Source organism: Ideonella azotifigens, from assembly GCF_021043325.1.
GTDB lineage: Bacteria > Pseudomonadota > Gammaproteobacteria > Burkholderiales > Burkholderiaceae_C > Ideonella > Ideonella azotifigens.
Genome location: NZ_JAJNKD010000001.1, coordinates 934,060 through 954,430 on the forward strand (window position 1 = coordinate 934,060; position 20,371 = coordinate 954,430).

At 67.1% G+C, this 20,371-nt stretch carries 17 protein-coding genes; 4 read left to right on the plus strand and 13 right to left on the minus strand.

Annotation, left to right across the window (positions count from 1 at the left end; translation table 11 throughout):
* Nucleotides 1-33 precede the first annotated feature (33 nt).
* From LRH25_RS04285 to LRH25_RS04295, 3 genes are all read left to right on the plus strand, one after another.
* Nucleotides 34-2,964 (plus strand): ribonucleoside-diphosphate reductase subunit alpha, encoded by a 2,931-nt coding sequence (locus tag LRH25_RS04285; protein WP_141287702.1) that lies wholly within the window; start codon nt 34-36, stop codon nt 2,962-2,964.
* 214 nt (nt 2,965-3,178) lie between these two features.
* Nucleotides 3,179-4,417, plus strand: coding sequence for a ribonucleotide-diphosphate reductase subunit beta (locus LRH25_RS04290; RefSeq protein ID WP_211361383.1), 1,239 nt, complete (start codon nt 3,179-3,181; stop codon nt 4,415-4,417).
* Nucleotides 4,418-4,676: 259 nt separating this feature from the next.
* A complete protein-coding gene (locus LRH25_RS04295; protein ID WP_231010225.1) occupies nt 4,677-5,282 on the plus strand; it encodes a hypothetical protein in 606 nt (201 codons plus the stop codon).
* A 177-nt stretch (nt 5,283-5,459) separates the two neighbouring features.
* On the opposite strand, the gene LRH25_RS04300 is transcribed toward LRH25_RS04295, so the two are convergent.
* From LRH25_RS04300 to LRH25_RS04360, 13 genes are all read right to left on the minus strand, one after another.
* The gene (locus tag LRH25_RS04300) at nt 5,460-6,368 is read right to left on the minus strand and encodes a carbohydrate kinase family protein (protein WP_141287700.1); all 909 of its coding nucleotides are present in this window, start codon (nt 6,366-6,368) and stop codon (nt 5,460-5,462) included.
* Nucleotides 6,369-6,441: 73 nt separating this feature from the next.
* Complete coding sequence (locus LRH25_RS04305) at nt 6,442-7,605, minus strand: zinc-ribbon and DUF3426 domain-containing protein (protein WP_231010226.1); 1,164 nt, start codon at nt 7,603-7,605, stop codon at nt 6,442-6,444.
* Nucleotides 7,606-7,732: 127 nt separating this feature from the next.
* Nucleotides 7,733-8,632: a 50S ribosomal protein L11 methyltransferase gene (prmA, locus tag LRH25_RS04310; protein ID WP_141288009.1), complete on the minus strand. Its 900-nt coding sequence runs from the start codon at nt 8,630-8,632 to the stop codon at nt 7,733-7,735.
* Nucleotides 8,633-8,729: 97 nt separating this feature from the next.
* Entirely contained in the window at nt 8,730-10,079 is a 1,350-nt protein-coding gene (accC, locus tag LRH25_RS04315) for an acetyl-CoA carboxylase biotin carboxylase subunit (RefSeq protein WP_141288006.1), read from the minus strand.
* A 7-nt stretch (nt 10,080-10,086) separates the two neighbouring features.
* Nucleotides 10,087-10,542: an acetyl-CoA carboxylase biotin carboxyl carrier protein gene (accB, locus tag LRH25_RS04320; RefSeq protein WP_141288007.1), complete on the minus strand. Its 456-nt coding sequence runs from the start codon at nt 10,540-10,542 to the stop codon at nt 10,087-10,089.
* Between the two features lie 310 nt (nt 10,543-10,852).
* The gene (locus tag LRH25_RS04325) at nt 10,853-11,440 is read right to left on the minus strand and encodes a TlpA family protein disulfide reductase (RefSeq protein ID WP_231010227.1); all 588 of its coding nucleotides are present in this window, start codon (nt 11,438-11,440) and stop codon (nt 10,853-10,855) included.
* Nucleotides 11,430-12,047 (minus strand): hypothetical protein, encoded by a 618-nt coding sequence (locus LRH25_RS04330; protein ID WP_141291809.1) that lies wholly within the window; start codon nt 12,045-12,047, stop codon nt 11,430-11,432. The genes LRH25_RS04325 and LRH25_RS04330 overlap by 11 nt, the downstream gene beginning before the upstream one ends.
* A gap of 49 nt (nt 12,048-12,096) precedes the next feature.
* Nucleotides 12,097-12,879 (minus strand): transglycosylase domain-containing protein, encoded by a 783-nt coding sequence (locus tag LRH25_RS04335; RefSeq protein ID WP_141291811.1) that lies wholly within the window; start codon nt 12,877-12,879, stop codon nt 12,097-12,099.
* Nucleotides 12,880-12,904: 25 nt separating this feature from the next.
* The gene (aroE, locus tag LRH25_RS04340) at nt 12,905-13,753 is read right to left on the minus strand and encodes a shikimate dehydrogenase (protein ID WP_231010228.1); all 849 of its coding nucleotides are present in this window, start codon (nt 13,751-13,753) and stop codon (nt 12,905-12,907) included.
* 23 nt (nt 13,754-13,776) lie between these two features.
* A complete protein-coding gene (locus LRH25_RS04345; RefSeq protein ID WP_141289916.1) occupies nt 13,777-14,673 on the minus strand; it encodes an energy transducer TonB family protein in 897 nt (298 codons plus the stop codon).
* Nucleotides 14,674-14,723: 50 nt separating this feature from the next.
* Complete coding sequence (locus LRH25_RS04350) at nt 14,724-16,772, minus strand: ribonuclease catalytic domain-containing protein (RefSeq protein ID WP_141289917.1); 2,049 nt, start codon at nt 16,770-16,772, stop codon at nt 14,724-14,726.
* On the minus strand, nt 16,769-17,404 hold the full coding sequence (locus LRH25_RS04355) for a YqiA/YcfP family alpha/beta fold hydrolase (protein ID WP_141289918.1): 636 nt from the start codon (nt 17,402-17,404) through the stop codon (nt 16,769-16,771). The genes LRH25_RS04350 and LRH25_RS04355 overlap by 4 nt, the downstream gene beginning before the upstream one ends.
* 74 nt (nt 17,405-17,478) lie before the next feature.
* Nucleotides 17,479-17,640, minus strand: coding sequence for a hypothetical protein (locus LRH25_RS04360; protein ID WP_170201015.1), 162 nt, complete (start codon nt 17,638-17,640; stop codon nt 17,479-17,481).
* On the opposite strand from LRH25_RS04360, the gene LRH25_RS04365 reads away from it, so the two are divergent.
* Nucleotides 17,639-20,353 (plus strand): zinc-dependent metalloprotease, encoded by a 2,715-nt coding sequence (locus tag LRH25_RS04365; RefSeq protein ID WP_231010229.1) that lies wholly within the window; start codon nt 17,639-17,641, stop codon nt 20,351-20,353. The genes LRH25_RS04360 and LRH25_RS04365 overlap by 2 nt on opposite strands.
* The last annotated feature ends 18 nt before the right edge of the window (nt 20,354-20,371 follow it).

Sequence of the window (20,371 nt, forward strand, 5' to 3'; positions counted from 1 at the left end):
TTTCGTCTTCACCGAATCCACACAGGGGAATCCATGCAAGCTGTTTCCAGCACCGTCGACGCCGCCATTGCGCGTCCCAGCGCCGCCTCCACTGCCAGCGCCGCCGCGCCGGCCAGTGCCTTCCACGCCTACCAGATCATTCGCCGCAACGGCGCGGTCGTCTCGTTCGAGCCGAACAAGATCGCCGTCGCGCTGATGAAGGCCTTCCTGGCGGTGCATGGCACGCAAGGCGCGGCCTCGGCCAGCGTGCGCGAGACGGTCGACGTGCTGACCGAGAGCGTGGTTCGTGCGCTGATGCGCTCGCGTCCGGGCGGCGGCACCTTCCACATCGAAGACGTGCAGGACCAGGTCGAGCTGGGCCTGATGCGCGGCAGCCACCATGAAGTGGCGCGTGCCTATGTGCTCTACCGCGAGCGCCGGTCGCAGGAGCGTGCGCGCCAGGGCGTGGAGGCGGCGCCGGTGGCCGTGACCACCTTGACGGTGATCGACAAGGGCCAGCGCGTGCCGCTGGACGAGGCCAAGCTGCAGGCCCTGATCGTGTCGGCCTGTGCCGACCTGGGTGCTGACGTGAAGCCGGACCCGATCCTGGCCGAGACCCGCCGCAACCTGTACGACGGCGTGCCGATCGACGAGGTCTACAAGGCCGCCATCCTGGCCTCGCGCACGCTGATCGAGAGCGACCCCGGCTACACCCGCGCCACCGCCCGCCTGCTGCTGCACACGATCCGCCGCGAGATCCTCGGCGAGGAGCTGACGCAGGCCGACATGCACACCCGCTACGCCGAGTACTTCCCGAAGTTCATCAAGAAGGGCGTTCAGGCCGAGTTGCTGGACGAGAAGCTGCTGCAGTTCGACCTGGCCAAGCTGGGCGCCGCACTGAAGGCCGACCGCGACTTCCAGTTCGACTACCTGGGCCTGCAGACCCTGTTCGACCGCTACTTCCTGCACATCGAAGAGCAGCGCATCGAAATGCCGCAGGCCTTCTTCATGCGCGTGGCCATGGGCCTGGCGCTGAACGAGATCAACCGCGAAGCGCGCGCCATCGAGTTCTACAACGTGTTGTCGAGCTTCGACTTCATGTCCTCGACCCCCACGCTGTTCAACGCCGGCACCCGCCGCTCGCAGCTCTCGTCCTGCTACCTGACGACGGTGGCCGACGACCTGGACGGCATCTATGAAGCGCTGAAGGAAAACGCGCTGCTGTCGAAGTTTGCCGGCGGCCTGGGCAATGACTGGACCAACGTGCGTGCGCTGGGTTCCTACATCAAGGGCACCAACGGCAAGTCGCAAGGCGTGGTGCCGTTCCTGAAGGTGGTCAACGACACGGCCGTGGCGGTCAACCAGGGCGGCAAGCGCAAGGGCGCTGTCTGCGCCTACCTGGAAACCTGGCACCTGGACATCGAAGAGTTCCTGGAACTGCGCAAGAACACCGGCGACGACCGCCGCCGCACGCACGACATGAACACCGCGAACTGGGTGCCTGACCTGTTCATGCGCCGCGTGATGGACGGTGGCGACTGGACGCTGTTCAGCCCGTCCACCTGCCCGGACCTGCATGACCTGTTCGGCACCGCCTTCGAGAAGGCCTACGTGGCCTACGAGGCCAAGGCCGACCGTGGCGAGATCAAGCTCTTCAAGCGCATGGCCGCCCGCGACCTGTGGCGCAAGATGCTCTCGATGCTGTTCGAGACCGGCCACCCCTGGATCACCTTCAAGGACGCCTGCAACGTGCGCTCGCCGCAGCAGCACGTGGGCGTGGTGCACTCGTCCAACCTGTGCACCGAGATCACGCTGAACACCAATGAAGACGAGATCGCCGTCTGCAACCTGGGCTCGGTCAACCTGGCCCAGCACTTGAAGGATGGCAAGGTCGACCAGGAGAAGCTGAAGAAGACCGTGTCGACGGCGATGCGCATGCTCGACAACGTCATCGACATCAACTACTACGCGGTCAAGAAGGCGCGTGACTCCAACCTGCGTCACCGCCCGGTCGGCCTGGGCCTGATGGGCTTCCAGGACGCGCTGTACGAACTGCGCCTGCCCTACGCCAGCCAGGAAGCGGTCGAGTTTGCCGACCAGTCGATGGAAGCCATCTGCTACCACGCCTATTGGGCGTCGACCGACCTGGCGGCAGAGCGTGGCCGCTACTCGACCTACCACGGCTCGCTGTGGGACCGGGGCATCCTGCCGCTGGACTCGCTGAACCTGCTGGCCGAGCAGCGTGGCGGCTACGTCGAAGTGGACCGCAGCATGACGCTGGACTGGGACGCGCTGCGCCAGCGCATTGCCACCCACGGCATGCGCAACAGCAACTGCGTGGCCATCGCACCGACCGCGACCATCTCCAACATCATTGGCGTGGACGCGTCGATCGAACCCTGCTTCGGCAACCTGTCGGTCAAGTCCAACCTGTCTGGCGAGTTCACCGTGGTCAACGAGTACCTGGTGCGCGACCTGAAGCAGCTCGGCCTGTGGGACAACGTGATGGTCATGGACCTCAAGCACTACGATGGTTCGCTGCGCCGCATCGACCGCGTGCCCGAGGACATCAAGCGCCTCTATGCCACCGCCTTCGAAGTGGAAACGCAGTGGCTGGTCGAGGCCGCGGCGCGTCGCCAGAAGTGGATCGACCAGGCCCAGTCGCTGAACATCTACATCGCCGGCGCATCGGGCAAGAAGCTGGACGACACCTACAAGCTCGCATGGTTGCGTGGCCTCAAGACCACCTACTACCTGCGCACCGTGGGTGCCACGCACGCAGAGAAGAGCACGGTCGCAGCGGGTGCGATGAACAGCGTGCCCTCGTCCGGCGGCATCGGTGGTTCGCATGCCGCGCCAGTGATGTCGGCGCTCGACGCAGCGGCCGCACAAGCCCAGGCCATGATGGCCGCGCAGCAGGCCACGCCTGCGACTGACATCAAGTTCTGCGGCGTCGACGACCCGACCTGCGAAGCCTGCCAGTGAGCTTGAAGTGAACGTGAAGCGCACCGCATGCAAGGCCTGCGATGCGCTTCTCTTCATCGGCTCATCGAGTGTTCACACCACGCGCTGCGTGAAGCCTGCCGCATCGCTCGCATCGAGACGATGTTGAGAGGCAACACGCAGGCGTTTGCGCTGTCAAGAAGTGCTTGGTGTTTGAACACAACACTCTGATAATTCCACCCCAAGGAAACACGCCATGCTGGTCTGGGAAGACGACGCTCGTACCCCGCCGAATCCTGTTCAACGTACCGCGCCCGAGCCGACTGCCGGCGCACGGACAGCCGACCTGTCGCCGTCTGCGTTGACCCCTTCTTCATCGTCCGCCGCATCGGCGATGTCCACTGCGCAAGCCACTGTCCAAGCTGCCGCCGCTCGCGCTGCGGTGGTCACAGCCTCGCATGCGACCCCCGTCTCCAGTGGCCGCGTCAACGCTGCCGACAAGCGCATCATCAACGGCCAGACCGACGTCAACCAGCTGGTGCCGTTCAAGTACAAGTGGGCCTGGGAGAAATACCTCGCCACCTGTGCAAACCACTGGATGCCGCAAGAGGTCAACATGTCGCGCGACATCGCGACCTGGAAGGATCCCAACGGCCTGACCGAAGACGAGCGCCGCATCGTCAAGCGCAACCTCGGCTTCTTCGTCACTGCCGACTCGCTGGCCGCCAACAACATCGTGCTGGGAACCTACCGCCACATCACGGCGCCCGAGGCTCGCCAGTTCCTGTTGCGTCAGGCCTTCGAAGAAGCGATCCACACCCACGCCTACCAGTACATCGTCGAGTCGCTGGGCCTGGATGAATCGGAGATCTTCAACGCCTACAACGAGGTCAAGTCCATCCGCGACAAGGACGAGTTCCTGATCCCGTTCATCGGCGCGATCATGGACCCGAACTTCAAGACCGGCACGCTGGAAAACGACCGCACGCTGCTGAAGAGCCTGATCGTTTTTGCCTGCCTGATGGAAGGCCTGTTCTTCTACGTCGGCTTCACGCAGATCCTTGCGCTGGGCCGCCAGAACAAGATGACCGGTGCCGCAGAGCAGTACCAGTACATCCTGCGTGACGAGTCCATGCACTGCAACTTCGGCATCGACCTGATCAACCAGATCAAGCTCGAGAACCCGCAGCTGTGGACCGCGGACTTCAAGGCCGAGATCACCGCGCTGTTCCTGAAGGCGGTGGACCTGGAGTACGCCTATGCCGAAGACACCATGCCGCGTGGCGTGCTGGGCATGAACGCTTCGATGTTCAAGGGCTACCTGCGCTACATCGCCAACCGGCGGGCCACGCAGATCGGCCTGGATGCGCTCTTCCCGAACGAGGAAAACCCGTTCCCGTGGATGAGCGAAATGATTGACCTGAAAAAGGAACGCAACTTTTTTGAAACCCGCGTCATCGAGTATCAATCCGGTGGCGCATTGAGCTGGGATTGAAGGTGAACAAGAGGCCGGTCCTGTACCGGCCTCTTGTCGCATTCAAGAGGCTTGCCAGAGAGCAGTCCTTCCCAGCATGTTGAGAGATCAAGATCCGCGACGCGTGCAGCACGGGCATCAGAAACCATGCGGCGAGTCGTCTCCCCATTCACCGCACCGAGGGGGCACCCGGCTTTGGCCGGGACAACACCGCGGGCGGTGAATTGCCGGGCTGTATCGAGCGGCCCGGTATTTTTGCAACTTGATCAAGGAGTTTGAAATGGCAACTGCGAAGAAGGCCGCTCCGGCCAAAAAGGCGGCTCCGGCCAAGAAGGCTGCAGCTCCGGCAAAGAAGGCCGCTCCGGCCAAGAAGGCGGCAGCACCGGCGAAGAAGGCCGCTGCACCGGCGAAGAAGGCTGCGCCGGCCAAGAAGGCAGCAGCTCCGGCGAAGAAGGCTGCACCGGCCAAGAAGGCGGCAGCTCCGGCGAAGAAGGCTGCACCGGCCAAGAAGGCGGCGGCTCCGGCGAAGAAGGCTGCACCGGCCAAGAAGGCGGCAGCTCCGGCGAAGAAGGCTCCGGCCAAGAAGACGCTTGCACCGGTGAAGCCGGCAACCAAGGCCGTGGCGCCGGTGAAGCCGGCGACCAAGGCAGTGTCTTCGAAGCCTGTGGCCAAGAAGGCTGCGCCCGCCAAGAAGGTCGCCGACGCGCCTGCGAAGACCGCCACGGCCAAGGCCCCCGCCAAGAAGGCTGCAAAGAAGGCCGCTGCCAAGAAGGCTGCGCCCACCCCTGCGCCTGCGCCTGCGGCTTCTGCCCCCGCCGCGCCTGCAGCCAAGACTGCGCTGAGCCCCGCGGCCGCCTGGCCGTTCCCTACGGGCAACAAGCCCTGAGCCTTTGGGCCGGCGTGAAGCCGGCCCTTGGCTCAACTCCCAAAGCCCGGCCTTGCGCCGGGCTTTTCTTTGAGTGCCCTGCCGGCCCTGCGTCGGGCTTTTCTTTGGGCATCCTGCCGGCCTTGCGCCGGGCTTTCTTCCTCGATCGGGCGTCGCCGCTCTGGCATCCCCCCGTCGTCAGCCGAGGCCGAGCGCCGTGCGGTCCACCACGTGGTTCTGGCCGCCTCGCTGCGCGATCTTCAGCGCGCCCATCTGGTTGCCCAGTGCCACGCAACGTGCCAGCGGCCAGCCCTGCTCCAGGCCGAACAGCAGCGCGGCGCGGAAGGCGTCGCCACAGCCGGTCGGGTCCACCACTTCGGTGGCCTTCACGCCTGGCACCAGTGTGCGCTCGCCCTGGATCCACAGCTCGCAGCCTTCGGCGGCCAGCGTCACGATGATGCCGGCCAGGTGCGAGCGCGACATCTCTGCCAGGCTTTGCCCGGTGCGCTCGCTGAGCATGCGGCCTTCGTAGTCGTTGACGGCCACCCAGGTGGCTTGCGCGACGAAGGCGCGCAACTCTTCGCCGTTGAACATGGGCAGGCCCTGGCCCGGGTCGAACACGAACGGGATGCCGGCGGCATGCAGGTCTCGGGCGCGACGCAGCATCGCGTCGCGGCCGTCCGGGCCGATCAGCGCCAGCTTGATGTCGTCGCGCGCCGGCAGGCCGATCTCGTGCGCCTGCTGCATCGCGCCGGGGTGGAAGGCGGTGATCTGGTTGTTGTCCCGGTCGGTGATGATGATGGCCTGGGCGGTGTAGTTGTCAGGCACCTGCAGCAGGCTGCTGGTGTCGATGCCCAGTTGCTGGAAGCGCGCCAGGTAGTCGCCGCCGTCATTGCCCAGCGCGGCCAGCACGACAGGCTCGCCGCCCAGGGCCTTCAGCGTGTAGGCGATGTTGCCGGCGCAGCCGCCGTATTCGCGCCGCAGCGTGGGCACCAGGAACGAGACGTTCAGGATGTGGACCTGCTCGGGCAGGATCTGCTCGGCGAAGCGGCCCGGGAAGGTGGTGATGGTGTCGAAGGCGAGGGAACCGCAGACGAGGCTGGCCATGGTGTGTTGTCGGATGGAGGAAGGGCGGCGCAGCGGCTTGGGGCCGGCGCCGGGCATCAGGAAACGATGGGGCTCAGGGGTAGAAGACTTCCAGCGTGTAGCCGGCCACGTGAAGCTCGCCAATGTCCAGCCGCAGGTCCAGGTGCCAGGCGCCGTCGGCTTCCAGCGTGTCGCCGTGGCCCAGCTCGGCTGGCAGCAGTACCTTGCGCAACAGCACGCTGCCGCTGTCAGAAGAAATGCTCAACTCAAGCGCCGGAGTGCGCACCGGGTGCTCGGCGCGATTGTGCAGGTCGGCGTCCAGCCGCAGCACGCCAGGCTTGTCGGTGGCGCTGAGGTGGCTGGCATCCAGCACGATCTGGTCGAGCGCGTAAGGGCTGGCCACGCGGCAGCGCAGGGTCTGGCAGGCGGCGTTGAGGGCGGGCCGCAGGCTGGGCCAGCGGGCGGCCAGCACGTCGCGCTGGTAGAGCGCCAGTTGGCCCAGCAGCAGCAGGCCCAGCAGGCCGCATGCGCTGGCCAGCACCGCGCGCACGGCGGGATGCCGCCAGCGGGCCGCGCGCTCGGCCTGGCGAATGAACTCGGGCTGGCGCGGCAGGTGCGGGTCGCGCTGCCGTCCGGGTGCAAAGCTGCTGTCCGGGGTCTCGCTGGCGTCGAAAGGCGCGGCCAGGGCGTCGGTGTCCAGCAACCTCGCTTCGTCTTCCAGGGCAGACGGGCTTTCCGCGACGAAGGACGAAACCGGCTCTGTGGCGACGGGGGGAACTGGCGGCGGTGGTGGTGGTGGCAGCGCCTCGGCCGCTTCGCGTTCGGAGGGGCTGCGCGTGAAGGTGAAGTCGGGCCGCTCGCCGCGTGTTGGGCGTTCGGCCAGGGCATCCAGCGCGGCTGGCTCGGTGGCTTCGAAGGCACGTTGCGCGGCCTCGTCGTCGTCCAGGTCGGAAAACACCACCGAGGACGATTGCGGCATCGGCGCCTGGGCGCTTGTTGCGCTGGCGGTGTTGACTGCCTGCGTCGCCGCGGAGGTGGCGCCGAATGTCGACCGGTCGACGATGGACGGCCCGAAGCCGTGCGCCGGCACGGGCGGTGGCGCGACGGGCGGCTGTGGAGGCAGCTCGAACAGCCCCTCCAGCGCGTTGAAGACCTCGTGGCACTGGCCGCAGCGCACCCAGCCCTGCGAGACCTTCAACTGGTCTTGCACCACACGGAAAACCGTGCCACAGGCAGGACAACGGGTGGCCAGACTCATGCGGGGAATGATGCCATGACGGCAGGGGGATTCCGGGCCGTGGCCGGTTGAGCAGTGCCCATCGCGCTGGCCCGTGCTGCGACGGCACAACGCGTTGCGCAGCCGCGCTGCGCAAGGTCCGGGCGGGTCACAAGCGCTGGCCGCCCATCAGGATCCATCCGTCGTCCTGGTTCAGCACTTCCAGCTTGACCCAGGGTGCGTAGGCGGCCTGCAACTCGGCGGCCTGTCGGTCCAGGATGCCGGCCAGCACCAGGTGCGCGCCGGGCGCCAGGTGGGTGCTGAGCAGCGGTGCCAGCAGCTTCAGCGGCGTGGCCAGGATGTTGGCCAGCACCAGCGGGTATTTGCCCTGCGCGAGTTCCGGCAGGCCACAGCGCAGCGTCACGCCATTGGCTGCCGCGTTGTGCTCGGACGAGGTCACCGCGGCCGGGTCGATGTCGACCGCGTCGACCTGCTTTGCGCCATGCAGCGCCGCGCCGATGGCCAGGATGCCGGAGCCGCAGCCGTAGTCCAGCACCCTGTCCCAGCTGGCCGACAGCGCCGGTGCGTGCTCGGCGATCCAGCGCAGGCACATGCGGGTGGTCGGGTGGGTGCCGGTGCCAAAGGCCAGGCCCGGATCCAGGCGGATCACCCGACTCGCCGCAGCGGGGGGTTCATGCCAGCTCGGCACGATCCAGAACGCCGGCGTGATCTCGACCGGCTCGAACTGCGACTGCGTCAGCCGCACCCAGTCCTGTTCGGGCACTTCACCCAGGCTCTTCACGCCCAGGCCGGCCGCCCAGTCCTGGGCCAGCAGCAGCGTGCTGGCCTGCACGGCGAGGTCCTCGGTGTCGAACAAGGCCTTCAGCGTGGAGCGGTCCCAGCCGGGCTTGGGCGCCGGCATGCCCGGTTCGCCAAACAGCGCATGCTCGGCTTCGGTGTCCGCGTCGGCATCCTCGACCGACACGGCCAGGGCGTCCAGCTCGTTCATCAAGGCCTCGGACACCGGTTCGACCAAAGTCTGCGGCGCGCTCAGCACCAACTCGAACAAAGCCACTTCGGCATTCCTTTTTTCCAAGGGGCAACGGCCAGGCGTGCGGGTGCGCGCCTGGCCGTTGTCGGGGTCACAAGAAGGTGGCGTTGCGCCTTTAGCGCGTGTGCTCGCTCATCCAGTGTTCCAGGTAGTGGATGCTGGTGCCACCCTGGATGAACTTGGCATCGGCCATCAACTCGCGGTGCAGCGGGATGTTGGTCTGGATGCCCTCGACCACCATCTCGCTGAGAGCGGTGCGCATGCGGGCCAGCGCCTGCTCGCGGGTGTCGCCGTGCACGATGATCTTGCCGATCATCGAGTCGTAGTTCGGCGGCACGTAATAGTTGGTGTACGCATGCGAATCCACGCGCACGCCCGGGCCGCCCGGCGGATGCCACATCGTGATGCGGCCTGGCGACGGCGTGAACTTGTACGCGTCCTCGGCATTGATGCGGCATTCGATGGCATGGCCGCGCATCTCGATCTGGCGCTGCAGGAAAGGCAGCTTCTCGCCAGCGGCCACGCGGATCTGCATCTGCACGATGTCGATGCCGGTGACCAGTTCCGTCACCGGATGCTCCACCTGCACGCGGGTGTTCATCTCGATGAAATAGAACTCGCCGTTCTCGAACAGGAACTCGAAAGTGCCTGCGCCGCGGTAGCCCATCTTCTTGCAGGCCGCTGCGCAGCGGTCGCCGATCTTTTCGATCACGCGGCGTGGAATGCCTGGTGCCGGCGCTTCCTCGATGATCTTCTGGTGGCGGCGCTGCATCGAGCAGTCGCGCTCGCCCAGCCAGACGGCGTTCTTGTGCTCGTCGGCCAGGATCTGGATTTCCACATGGCGTGGGTTCTCCAGGAACTTCTCCATGTAGACCTGCGGATTGCCGAAGGCCGCGCCCGCTTCTGTGCGCGTCATCTGCACGGCGTTCACCAGCGCTGCTTCGGTGTGCACCACGCGCATGCCGCGGCCACCGCCGCCGCCTGCTGCCTTGATGATGACCGGATAGCCCACGGTGCGGGCGATCTTGATGATCTCCTTCGGGTCTTCAGGCAGCGCGCCTTCCGAGCCCGGCACGCAAGGCACACCGGCCTTGATCATGGCCTGCTTGGCCGAGACCTTGTCGCCCATCAGGCGGATCGATTCGGGCGTCGGGCCAATGAAGACAAAACCGCTTTGCTGCACCCGCTCGGCGAAGTCGGCGTTTTCCGACAGGAAGCCGTAGCCTGGGTGGATTGCTTCGGCATCGGTCACTTCCGCGGTGGAAATGATGGCCGGCATGTTCAGGTAGCTCAGCGACGAGGCCGCCGGGCCGATGCAGACGGCTTCCTCAGCCAGCCTGACGTACTTGGCGTCGCGGTCGGCCTCGGAATAGACCACCACCGCCTTGATGCCCATTTCCCTGCACGCGCGCTGGATGCGCAGCGCGATTTCGCCTCGATTGGCGATCAGTATTTTTTTGAACATGGTGCGATCACTCGACCATGAACATCGGCTGGCCGAATTCGACAGCCTGGCCGTTCTGCACCAGCACCTGGGTCACCGTGCCGGTGATTTCGGCTTCGATCTCGTTCATGATCTTCATCGCTTCGATGATGCAGACCGGCTGACCGAGCTTGATGACGCTGCCCACTTCGACCAGGGGCTTGCCACCCGGGGTGGACGAAGCGTAGAAAGTGCCGACCATTGGCGACTTGATGGCCACGCCGGTCGCGGCGGCCGGCGCAACCGGTGCGGCGTCGGCGGCTGGCAGCGCCGGGGCAGGCGCCATGGGGGCGCTGGCCATCGGCATCGGCATCATCGGCGCAGCAAAGGCGGCGCCGCCCGATTTCACGATGCGCACCTTGCCTTCGTTCTCGGTGATTTCCAGCTCGGCGATGTTCGACTCTGACACCAGATCGATCAGGGTCTTGAGTTTGCGCAGGTCCATGGGAATTTTTTCTCCTGTCAGGAAGAAGGGAAGGGCCCCGGTCACGGCCGGGTGGCACGTCTTGGAAGGTGCTAGCACATGCAAGCGCCGTGCCGTCACCAAATCGACTGCACGCTACGTGCAGCAAAGCGCTGGATTATGCGGAATCTGGCGCTAACTGGAAGTTACGCCCCCTATCTTTAGGAGGCATCTTGCTCGCTCCAGCAGCTGTCAGGCCACGCTGGCTTGACTGAGGAAGCGCGGACTTTACGCGCTTTGGTCGGTTTTTGCGATGAATTGGACCAAAATAATGTAGATGAGCGCTTGGTCCTCAGCGCTTGCGCAGCGCAGCTGCCCAGCCGAGCAGCTCAGCTTCCGTGGTCGCTCCCAACTTTCGGCCGTGCACTTCACCTTCGGCGGAGATGAGCACAGTAAAGGGCAGGCCGCCGGCGCTGTTGCCCAGATCCCGCACCAGATTCAGGCCCGTGGCGCCGGCCAGCGCAATCGGAAAGCTTACAGGAGTTTGCGTCAGAAAATGCTTGACGGGCTCCGCCTGATCGATGGCCAGGCCCAGTACCTGACCGCCCTGCAACTGCCAGGTCGCCGCAAAACGGTCCAGCTCCGGCATTTCGGCCACGCAGGGCTGGCACCAGGCCGCCCAGAAATTGACCAGCAAAGGCCGGCCCTGGAAGGCCCGCAAGGCCAGTGGCGGACCGGCCGGCGTCGGCAGTTCGAGCTGCCACAGCCGTGCCAGCGCGGCGGCGGTGGGGTCTGGCGACGAGCCCCAGCGCTGCCAGCCCACGCTAGCGCCCAGCGCGCCCACGGCGGCCAGGCCCAGCAGCCAGCGGCGCGAGGCGGCGTCGCGAACCGTTCCGTCTTTGGCGTCCGCGCCAGCCGTGGCTTCGGCTTCAGTGCGCATGGTCTTGCGCCTCGCTGGCCAGCAGGCGGCGCAAGGCGTTGGCGTCGCCGCGCCAGCTGCGGCCTTGGGTGTCGGGTTTCAGCGCGCCGCGCAGTGCCAGGTACTCGTGCACGACAAAGTGCAGTGTCACCGGCTCGGCCAGCCCGGGCGTGCGGTCGACAGTGCTCAGCACCAGCGCTTCGTGTTCGCCTGCGCCGCCGCTGTCGAAATCCAGGCCGGCGTTCAGGAAGGCAATTTCGGCGGCTTTTTCATCGTCGCAATACAGGTCGAGGATGAGGTTGGACAGCCGGGTGGCCGTGCCGCGCCAAACGGCGCCGCCCAGGTGCGGGCGGAATTCGCCAAGCTGGTCCAGCCGTGTCATCCAGCGCAAAGCCAATTCGCGCAGCGCACGCAACTCGGCCGGCTGGGTGTCGGCGCAGAACAGCGCGAGGTAGTCGCGCACCTCGTCTTCGACCTGCTCGTTGGACGGCAGCTCGCCCTGGCGGCTGCTGCGGCGGCCCAGGTCACGCGCCGCCTTGCGCTTGGCGGCGCTGTATTCCATCCCTTCTTCGACCACCAGTCTGGCGGCGGTCGCGGCAATCTGGGCAGTGGCTTCCGTTTGGCTCATGCAGCGCTCCTGGGCAAAGGGTTCACGGCGGCGCGGCCGCAGGCACCGATCAGGGCAGTTCGACCGCGCCCATGCGGGCGACGATGGTGCCCGATCGGCCGAGCACATACGCCGAGCCGGGTTGTTTCTCGAAGCGCTTGGGGGCTGGCAGCATCACCGCCAGCCGGGCTGCAGCCGGGGCCGACAGCTTGCTGGCGTCCACATGGAAGTAGTGGCGCGCGGCAGCCTCGGCGCCAAACACGCCTTCGCCCCACTCGACGCTGTTGAGGTAGATGGCCAGGATGCGGCGCTTGCCCAGCAGGCCTTCGAGCATGAAGGTGATGACGAACTCCTGCGCCTTGCGCAGCGTCGTGCGTTCGCCTGAGAGGAACAGGTTCTTGGCCAACTGCTGGGAGATGGTCGAGCCGCCGACGACCTTGGGCACCGCACGCGTGGGCGGCTTGGCAGGTGCCGTCTTGCGCGTGGCCTCGCGCTGCTCGATGCGCTCGTTGACCTTCTCGGCCCGCACCTCGGCCTTCTGGTTGCGGTCCCAGGCCTTCTCGATCGCGTCCCACTCCACGCCCGCATGTTCGACAAAGCCGGCGTCTTCGCTGGCGATCACCGCACGCTTGAGGTTGGGCGAGATCTCTTCATCGGCCACCCAGTCCTGCGACCAGCTCAGCTGGTGCGTCTCGCGCAGCAGCCGCCAGGCTTCGCTGCGCTGGAAGCTGGTGGACTGCGGGTCTATCACCAGCATCAGCGCCACGCGCAGCAGGAAATACAGCTGCAGCGCGACCGTGCTCAGCACCAGCAGTGCGAGCAAGCGGGCGAGCTGGCCCCAAGCGGCCTTCATGCCGCGCTTCTCGATCCGGCGGCCTTCATGCCGCTGCATCCACCTCGGCGCGCAGCCGGGCCAGCACGTCGCCAGTCTCGGGTCGCATGCCGCGCCACAGCGCAAACGCTTCGGCTGCCTGTTCGACCAGCATGCCCAAGCCGTCGCGGCCACGCGCGCCGTGCTGGGCCGCCCAACCGAGGAAGGGTCGCGCGGCGGGGCCGTACATCAGGTCGACCGCCAGGCAATCCGAGCCCAGCACCTTGGCTGGCACCGGCGAGGCCTGGCCGGCCAGGCTGCTGGCGCTGGCGTTCAGCACCAGGTCAAACGCGCTGCCTGGCTCGTCCAGGCCGTCGGCCTGCAGCGCCACGCCGTGTTCGGCTGCCAGCGCACGGTGGCTTGCCGCCAGGCGCAGCGCCTTGTCCGGGCTGCGGTTGACGATGCGCAGCTCGGCCGGCGCTTCGGCCAGCAGCGGTCCCAGCACGCCGGCTGCGGCACCGCCGGCGCCGATCAGCAGCACGCGGCTGCCGGCAATGGTTTGCTGCGCGTTATGCACCAGGTCGCGCACCAGGCCGGCACCGTCGGTGTTGTCGGCCCACCAGCCCTGGCCTTCTCGACGCAGGAAATTGGCAGCGCTGGCCAGGCGGGCGCGTGGCGAAGCCTGGTGCGCCAGCGCAAAAGCCTCGAACTTGAACGGCACCGTGACATTGCAGCCCAGGCCGCCAGCGTCGGCAAAAGCCTGCAGCGATGCGGCAAAGCCATCCACCGGCGCCAGCAGCGCTTCGTAGCGCAGCGCCTGGCCGGTGGCCTCGGCGAACCAGCCGTGGATGCGCGGCGAGCGGCTGTGCGAGATCGGATTGCCGAAGACGGCGTAGCGGGCCAAGGATTCGGGCATCGGTGCAAAGGCGGTCGGGGAAGTCACTGGCGAATCGTCGCTTCGGCAGTCGCTTCCAGCCCGTCGGTGCGGGTGAAGCGAAAGCGGGAGGTGACGACGATCTGGTCGGCCTGGCGGCGCATCGCGTCGGTGAACTTGCCGAAGGGCCCGGCGGCATGCACGATGGCCACCGCGCGGCGGTTCAGCTCGGCTGACTTCGAGGGGCGCACCACGTCGGCGTCTATCACCTGGCCGGCGGCGTCAATGGTCAGGTTCATCGTCAGCTCGCCGTACAGCTTCTGGCCCTTGTACTGCGGGAAGTCGCGCGTGCCACGTTCCTCGATCTTGCGGCGCAGGCTGTCGTAGTAGATCGCGTAGACCTCCTCGCGCGTGGCCGGGCTGATGTAGCGCTTCTTCGGCCGCGCGTTTTCTTCGTTGATGCGCTTCTCGATCTCGGCGAGCGTTCTCAGCATCTGGCGCCGACGCTCTTCGCGCTCGGCTTCTTCGCGCGACATCACCGGCTTGCTGGGGTCCGGTGGCGGCAGCAGCGCGAGTTCACGGCGGATGTCGGCCAGCAGCTGTTGCTGCACGTCCTGCATCTGCTTGATCTGGCGCTGTGCATCATCCAGCGCCTCGCCGGGCAGCGAGAAAGGCGAGGGCGGCAGCGGCGAGGTGGCGCGGCCGGTTTCGGCTTCGCCACCACCGGCCAGGCTGGCCTGGGCGATCGCCTGCGCCTTCTCAGGCCGCTCATCGCTGCGTGCATTGACCAGCACCACCTCCAGCGGCGTGTCCTCGAAGATGCGGTTGAAGCGCTCCGGGTCCACGAAGCGCAGGCTCAGCAGCACGGCATGCACCGCGACCGAGACCAGCAGCGCGGTCTGCAGCACCGAGGGGCGCCATGAAGTGCGGGGCGGTGGGGCGGCAGCGGCAGGCGAACTCATCGTCGGCAGGCGAGGTGGGCGGTGGCGGGGTGGAACTGCGAAGGTCGGGCTCAGCCGGCGTCGGCAGCCGGCGCCGGTGGCGCAGCATCGCCATCGCTGAGGTCGATGGCCAGCGTCAGACCACCAGTGGCCGGCGCCTCGTCCTGGTCGTCCATGGGCTCGTCGGCGCCTTCGGTCGGTGCTGCACCTGGGTCGTCCAGGCGCACCAGCAGGTTGGCGTGCAGGTCCAGCGTCAGCAGGTCCAGGCCGGTGATGCGCACGCGCACGCGGGCATTGCGCGGCATGGCCTCGGTGCCCAGCGCGCGGAAGACCAGCGGCAGCGTCTCGGCCCGTACCAGGCCGTCCTTCATCACGCTGGCATCCAGCTCGGTCACCTCGTTCTGCTCCAGCCAGCGCAGCGTCCAGAAGCGCTCGATGGCCTGCTGGAAACCGTTGTACGCGCTGTAGGCGCCGTCGAAGGCCGAGATGACCGAGAACAGCGTGGCGTCCTTGGGCTTGAACGGCGCGACCAGTGCGGCGGTGCGGCCATGGCGCGCGCAGGCAATGATCTGCCACTGGTTCACCAGGTCCACGTAGCGGCGCAGCGGCGAGGTGGCCCAGCTGTACTGCGCCACGCCCATGCCGGCATGCGGGGCGGGGCGCACGCCCATGCGCACTTTCACGCCCGGCGCCATGCTGGCCTGGCTGCGGTAGATGCCGGGCACGCCCACATCGCCCATCAGCCCGCCCCAGGTGCTGTTGGCCAGGATCATCGCCTCGGAGACGATCAGGTCCAGCGGCGCACCGCGCTTGCGCTCGGTGATGATGACCTTCTCGCTGCCGGCGGGCTCGCTGCCGCTGCCGTCGAGCTTGAAGTTGTAGTCGGGGCGGTTGAAGTTCTCCGGCTTGCCGCGCACCACTTCGCGCGCCGCCTTCAGGTGCCGCGCCAGGCGGAAGCAGAAGGCCAGCTCGGGCGCAAACGCATAGTCGGCCGGCGCCTCGCCGGTCAGCGAGGCTTCGGTGATCACCGCGTCCAGCTGGTCATGGCGCAGGTTGGCCGCAATCGGCACGCGCTCCAGCCTGGTCTCGGTGCTTTTCACTTCCAGCGTGGCTTCGTCGAAGCGCACGTACAGGCTCACCGCCGGGCAGTCGCGGCCTTCGATCAGCGTGTAGGCCTGCACCACCTCGTCGGGCAGCATGGTCAGCTTCCAGCCCGGCATGTAGACCGTGGACAGGCGCTCGCGGGCCACTTTGTCGACCGGCGAATCGGGTTGAATGGCCAGGCCGGGTGCGGCGATGTGCACGCCGAAGGTGATCTCGCCCGAGCCCAGGCCGGTGACGGACAGCGCGTCGTCGATCTCGGTGGTCTGCGAATCGTCGATGGAGAAGGCCTGCACGGCGGCCAGCGGCAGTTCGTCGGCAATCTGCGGCGCCTGCAGCGCGGGAAAGCCGGTGCCCTTGGGAAACTGCTCGAACAGGAAGCGCTGCCAGTGGAACTGGTAGGGGCTGTTGATCGCGCCCGCCTCCTTCAGCAGGTCCAGCGGCGCCCGCTGGCTGCGCTTGGCGGCCTCGACCACGGCCTTGTACTCGGGCGCATTCTTGTCCGGCTTGAAAAGGATCTTGTAGAGCTGATCGCGGATCGGCGCGGGCGTGCTGCCTGCCGCCAGTTCGGCCGCCCAGGTGTCGATCTGCGCGGCCTGCTGCGCCTTGCGCTCGATGGCCAGCAGCGCGGCCTTGACGATCTCCTCCGGCGCCTTCTTGAACTGGCCCTTCCCGGCGCGGCGGAAGTAGTGCGGCGCCTCGAACAGGCGGAACAGCGCGGCGGCCTGCAGTTCGAGGCCGGCCTGGGCCGAGAAGTAGTCCTTCGCGAACTCGGCAAAGCCGAACTCGCCTTCGGGCGCAAATTCCCAGGCCAGGTCCAGGTCGATCTCGGCGGCCTTGGCCTGCGCGGACGCAATCAGTTCTGCCGGCTGCGGCTTCTCGAAGCGCAGCAGCACATTGGCGGTTTTCACTTTGACGCGCTTGCCCGATTCCAGCTCGATCTGCATCGAACTGTCGGCCTCGGACATCACACGGCCGGCGAGGAATTTGCCAGCATCATCAAACAGGGCGTAAGTCACCGGCGGATTGTCGCTGAAGGCATGGGACGCGCCGCTGGCGCGTCCGACAAGCCCAGAAAGTCCAGCACAAAGGCCAGCGGGCCGGCGAATTCGCTCAGTGCATGGTCACTGCCTTCCAGCAGCAGGGTGCTGGCACCTGTGTGGCGGGCGCTCATCTCCTGCCAGTCCAGCACCTCGTCGCCTTTGGCGATCACCGCCGCGTAGCGCTCGGGCCGGGTCAGTGAGACTGGCTTCATCGCCTCCAGCTCCGGGATGAACTCGGCGCGGAAATAAAAGCGTTGCTCCGGCGTCTGCCAGGTGCTTTGTTCGCCGATGTGCTTGGCCAGGTCGCGCGCCGGGTTGACCGCAGGGTTCAGCAGCACCGCCGGGCAGCCCAGTCGCTCGGCCAGCACGCTGGCGTAGAAGCCGCCCAGTGAGCTGCCGATGATGGCCATGCGCGCCTTCGGCCAGTCGGCCACGCCCTGCAGCGCCAGCGCGATGGCCTCGGCCGGCGAGGGCGGCAGCTGCGGGCACCAGAACTGCAGCTCGGGCCGGTGCTCGGCCAGCCAGCGGCCCACCACCTGGGCCTTCATCGACTGCGGGGAAGAGCGGAAACCGTGCAGGTAGAGCAAATGGCTGGGCGGGGCGGGCATCACGCCAGTGTAGGTTGCAGCCCTGGGCATGGGCCTTGCTGAGGAAACTGGGCATTGACGGCGTTGGCCGGCCCCTACAAAGTGCGCGGTTTTGCAACCGGGCGGGCCAGCAGGCTGCCGACTTGCCGGAACTTGACTTCAGGCCAACGGTCCACAAGATCGCGGCCTCCTTTTGGCGGTTGTTCCGCTTTCTTCCTGCCAGCCAGAACCCGGCTGGCTTCGTTCATCGCCTTCATGCCCATCCAACACCTTGCCTTGTCCCGCCGGCTGCGCCCGGCGCGTTCTGTTCTGACCGTGGCCGCGCTGTTGGCGCTGAACGGTGCCGCGCTGGCCATGGTGCCGCCACAAGCCGTGGCCCAGGCGGCCTCCGGCGCCGCAGCCGCACCGCCCGCTGCAGCTGCCAGCGCGCCAGCCGGCGCCAAGCCTGTGGACCCGGCGGCGCCCAAGCCCTTTGCCGACGTCAGCCGTGACGCCACCCGCACCGACGGTTTCCTGCCGTTCTGGCGCAAGGAAGAGAAGGTCTGGCTGGAAATCTCGCCCGAGCAGCTGAACAAGCCCTTCCTGCTGACGGCCAACATCGCCCAGTCGGTTGGCGAGCGTGGCCTGTATGCCAGCCAGATGGGGCCGGACTGGATGGTCGAGTGGCGGCGCATCGGCAACCTGGTGCAGCTGGTCGCGCTGAACAATGAATTCCGCCCGGGCGCCGACACGGCATCGCGCGAAAGCGTGCGCCAGGCCTTCTCCGAAAGCCTGATCGGCTCGGCGGCGGTGGCCAGCGCGCCGCACCCCGAGCGCAAGAGCTTCCTGATCGACGCCAGCTTCCTGCTGGCCGACCTGGTGGGCTACTCCACCCGGCTGGAAGCCGCCTTCCGCCTGCCTTATGGCCTGGACCGTGGCAATTCCTCGTTCGACCAGTTGCGCGCCGATGCCAGCCTGACCTCGCTGAGCGCCAAGCTGCACTTCAGTACCCCGCGCCTGCCGGCCCCGCCGATGACGCCGCCGCCGGTACCGATGCCGCCGCCGCCGACCACCACGCCGGACCCGCGCAGCCTGTTCGTCACGGTGGTCTACAGCATGGCCAAGCTGCCCGAGCAGCCGATGGCCGCGCGCCTGGCCGATCCGCGGCTGGGTCACTTCACCGAAGACTTCACCGACTTCAGCGGCGACTTCAAGCCCAACCAGCGGGTGCACTACATCACCCGCTGGCGGCTGGAGAAGAAGGATCCGAACGCGGCGCTGTCCGAGCCGGTCAAGCCCATCACCTACTGGCTGGACCGCAACATTCCCGAGCGCTACCGCGGCGCGGTCACGGCTGGCATCCTGGAGTGGAACAAGGCCTTCGAGAAGATTGGCTACAAGGACGCGGTGGTTGTCAAGCAGCAGCCGGACGATGCCGACTTCGACACGATGGATGCCGAGCATGCGTCCATCCGCTGGTTTGTCGGCTCCGACGTGGGCTTTGCCATTGGCCCGAGCAAGCACGACCCGCGCAGTGGCGAGATCCTGGACGCCGACATTGGCATGAGCGATGTGTTCGGCCGCGGTGCGCGCCGCCTGATCGTCGAAGACCTGGGTGGCAGCAGCGCGAACAGTGCCGCGCGCGCTTCCGTGCTGTCAGCCCGTGAAGCCGCCGAGCGTTGCGACTACGAACACGAGTCTGCCGCCGAAATGAGCTTCGCGATGGACCTGCTGGAATCGCGTGGCGACATCGCGCCCGACAGCCCCGAGGCCGATGCCTTCGTGCAGGCCGTGATCAAGGACACCATCATGCACGAGGTGGGTCACACGCTGGGCCTGAAGCACAACTTCAAGGCCTCCACCACCATCAGCCAGGCGCAGCTGAAGGACAAGGCCTGGACCGAGGCGCACGGGGTCTCCGGCTCGGTGATGGACTACAACGCCTACAACCTGCCGCTGCGCGGCGAGACCGCCGCCGCGCCCAACAACAGCACGCTGGGCCCGTACGACTACTGGGCGATCGAATACGCCTACAAGACCATCCCGGCCGAGCAGGAGGCCGCCGAGCTGGGCCGCATTGCCGGCCGCAGCACCGAGCCGGCGCTGGCCTATGCTGACGACGCCGATGCCGAAGGCGGCCCGATCGGCGGGCTGGACCCGTTGGCCAACCGTTTTGACCTTGGCGACGATCCGTTGGCGTATTACAAGAAGCGCTTGACGCTGTCCAGGGAGCTGTGGGAACGCGTGCAGGCCCGCACGCCGCATGCGGGCGACGACCCGTTGCGCGCGCGCCGTTCGCTGGCCAGCGGTTTCCGCCAGCTGCGCAACCTGCCGGAGATGACGGCCAAGTACGTGGGCGGCATGGAAACCGTGCGCGACCTGCCCGGCACCACCGGCCGGCCGGCCTACAAGCCGGTGGCCCCGGCGCGCCAGCGCGAGGCGCTGAAGTTTCTGGCCGACGGTGTGTTCAGCGTCGACAGCTTCCAGTTCCGCCCCGAGTTCCTGGCCTCGCTGAGCCCGGACTACACCGAGTGGGAGCGCGACAAGCCGGTGCCCATCCCGGCCATCGTGCTGGCGCTGCAAAGCCAGGCACTGGACCGGCTGATGGCTGCCAGCACCGCGCAGCGTGTGCTGGACCTGCCGGCCTACCTGAGCCCGGCAGAACGCAAGGGCACGCTGACGCTGGACGAGGTCTACGGCACGCTGCAGTCTGCCGTGTGGAGCGAGCTCAAGAGCGGCAAGGAGATCGACAGCATGCGCCGCAACCTGCAGCGCGAGCACCTGAAGCGGGTGGTCACCGTGCTGACGCGCGGCGGCGCCGGCTTGCCGGCGGATGCGGTCAGCCTGGTGCGCTGGCAGGCCGTCAAGCTGCAGACCGAGCTGCGCACGGCGGCCAACAAGCCGACGCTGTCGGTCGACAGCCGCGCCCACCTGGCCGAAAGCCTGTCCAGCCTGAACGAGGCGCTGAAGGCCACGATGAACCGAAGCTGAGCCGCAGTCCTGGGTCTT